This is a genomic window from Aeromicrobium sp. (assembly GCF_036675695.1).
In the GTDB taxonomy this organism is placed as follows: Bacteria; Actinomycetota; Actinomycetes; order Propionibacteriales; family Nocardioidaceae; genus Aeromicrobium.
The window spans coordinates 1-2,698 of record NZ_JAKFEL010000215.1; the positions used below are offsets into that span (position 1 = coordinate 1).

4 protein-coding genes are annotated in these 2,698 nt (G+C 64.0%); all 4 read right to left on the reverse strand.

What is annotated here, in order from left to right:
- On the reverse strand, positions 1 to 356 hold a 356-nt coding region (locus V6M39_RS13605; RefSeq protein ID WP_332644354.1), incomplete at its 3' end, for a sulfate/molybdate ABC transporter ATP-binding protein.
- Entirely contained in the window at positions 346 to 1,185 is an 840-nt protein-coding gene (locus tag V6M39_RS13610; protein WP_332644355.1) for a sulfate ABC transporter permease, read from the reverse strand. The genes V6M39_RS13605 and V6M39_RS13610, both read right to left, overlap by 11 nt.
- The gene (gene cysT / locus V6M39_RS13615) at positions 1,178 to 2,023 is read right to left on the reverse strand and encodes a sulfate ABC transporter permease subunit CysT (protein ID WP_332644356.1); all 846 of its coding nucleotides are present in this window, start codon (positions 2,021 to 2,023) and stop codon (positions 1,178 to 1,180) included. Before cysT ends, V6M39_RS13610 begins: the two co-directional genes overlap by 8 nt.
- On the reverse strand, positions 2,020 to 2,698 hold a 679-nt coding region (locus V6M39_RS13620), incomplete at its 5' end, for an extracellular solute-binding protein (RefSeq protein ID WP_332644357.1). The genes V6M39_RS13620 and cysT, both read right to left, overlap by 4 nt.

The window sequence follows — 2,698 nt, forward strand, 5'->3', positions numbered from 1 at the left end:
AGCTGGAGCAGCTCGTGGACCTTGGCCTCGATCTCGTCCTTGGGGCGTTTGCGGATCTCGAGGCCGAACGCGATGTTCTTCTCGACTGTCATGTGCTTGAACGCTGCGTAGTGCTGGAAGACGAAGCCGACGTTGCGCTTTTGCGCCGGCACGTTGGTGGCGTCGACACCTTCGATCTCGACCGTGCCGCTGTCCGACGACTCGAGACCGGCGATGATGCGCAGCAAGGTCGACTTGCCTCCACCGCTGGGTCCGAGCAGAGCGGTCAGCTGACCGGTGGGCACGCTGAGGTTGATGTCCTCCAATGCGACGAAGTCACCGAAAAACTTGTTGATGCCGCGGATTTCAATTCCCATCGGAGTTCTCCTTGGGTCGAAGGATGGTCACGAGCACGAGGGCTGCGACAGCAATCAGTGCGAGCAGGAACGAGGTCGCGTACGCGGATCCCTGTTCGAAGTCCTGGTACTTCTCCTCCACGACGAGCGTGGCGGTCTGCGTCTGCTCGGCGATGTTGCCAGAGACGATCTTGACGGCTCCGAACTCGCCGAGCGAGCGGGCGAGGCTGAGCACGACGCCGTACACCAGTGCCCAGCGGATGGACGGAAGCGTGATGCGCCGGAACGTCTGCCACGGTCCGGCGCCGAGACTCCGCGCAGCCAGTTCCTGGTCGGTGCCGATCTCTTGCAGCACGGGCACGAGCTCGCGGATCACGAGCGGCAGGCTGACGAACGCGGTCGCCATGATGATGCCAGCAGGCGCGAACGCGATCTGCAGTCCTGCCGACTCGAGGGCTGGGCCGAAGGTGCCATTGGTGCCGCCATATGCGAGCAACAGCGCGAGCCCGACCACGACGGGGGAGACTGACAACGGCAGGTCGATCAGCGCAGACAGCACGCCGCGGCCCGGGAAGTCGTAGCGGACGAGCAGCAGCGAGATGCCGACGCCGAAGACCGTGTTGATTGCGACTGCCCAGACGGCGACGTAGACCGTGAGCTGCAGCGCGAACGTCACGGAGGGATCACTGAACGCGGCTTGCAGGTTGTCGAGCCCGCCGTCGAACGTCTTGATGCCGACGAGCGCAACGGGCCATGCAACGAGGAAGAACAGATAGGCGACGACAATCGAGCGCCGAAGGTACGTGCCCGCCGATTTCTTGCCGAATGTGCTCGGTTTGCGTTCATTCACGACGCGCCACCACCGACGAGAGGATCTGGAGCAGCACGATTGCGGCGAGGGCGACGAGGAGCAGCAGAACAGCGACCGTGGCCGCAGCTGCGTCATTGCCGTTCTCGATGTAGGTCAGGATGCGCACCGAGGCCACCTCAGTCTTGTTGGGCAAGTTGCCCGAGAGCAGGACCAGCGATCCGTACTCGCTGATGCCGCGAGCGAACGACAGAGCTGCACCAGCAGTGATGGCCGGAGCGAGGGCCGGCAGCAGGATGCGTCTGAACGTCGTGAATCGGCTGGCGCCCAGCGATGCTGCGGCTTGCTCGACCTCGGGGTCCAGCTCGAGGAGGACCGGCTCGACCGTGCGTACGACAAACGGCAGCGTGACGAACAGTAGGGCCAGGAACACCGACCGCTCGGTGTTGGCGACGTTGACTCCGAGCGGGCTCTGCGGGCCATAAAGGCTGAGCAGCACGAGGCCCGCGACGATCGTCGGCAGGGCGAACGGGATGTCGATGATGACTTCGAGGATCCGCTTGCCGGGGAACTCGTCGCGGACGAGTACCCAGGCGATCAGAGTGCCCAAGACCACGTTGGCGAGGGTGACGATGAACGCCTGCGTCACCGTGAGGCGCAGGGCCGCCGCGGTCTGGGGATTGGTGAGCGTGTCGCGGAACGTCGCCCACCCGCCTTCTGTCGACTGAACGACAACGAGAGCGAGCGGAATGAGAACGAGCGCGCTGAACCACGTCAACGCGATTCCCAGGCCGAGGCCCGAAGATCGCGTCAGGGACGTGGCACTCCGGGAACGACGCTTGCGCGCCGATCCCGGAGTGAGGGCCGTTTCGGCTGTCACGACTTCCCGGATGCTGCGAGGAGCTTGGTGATGATGCCGTCCTTTTCGTCGAAGAACTTCTTGTTGATGGCGTCCCAGCCGCCGAAGTCGCCGTCAATCGTGAACAGCTTCTCGGGGGTCGGGAACGGGTCGTTGGGGTCGTTGGCGCCGTCGACCGTACCGATGGTGACATCTTCAACACTGTCGAGAGGTCGGAAGCCCTTGGAGACGTACTGCTCCTGGCCTTCCTTCGACAGTACGAAGTCGAGGAACTTCTTCGCCTCTGGCGCAGCCTTCGTGGTGACGGCTGCCGGGTTCTCGATCTTCAAGGTGTCTGAAGGAACGACATAGTCGATGTCCTCGCCGTTCTGGCGAGCCAGGATCGCCTCGTTCTCGTACGAGATCAGGACGTCCCCGGTTCCACCCTGGAAGGCGGTCGTGGCATCGCGTCCGCTGCCGGGGAGTGCCTTGACGTTCGCGAAGAGCTTGGCGAGGAAGTCCGCTGCCGCCTTGTCATCACCGCCGCCGGCGATGACGTGCTGCCATGCCGCCAAGATGTTCCAGCGAGCCGCGCCTGACGAACCCGGATTGGGCGTCACGATGCCGACACCGTCTTTGGCGAGGTCGTTCCAGCCCCGGATGTTCTTGGGGTTGCCCTTGCGGACGACCAGGACGACGACGGAGTCGGTCACGATG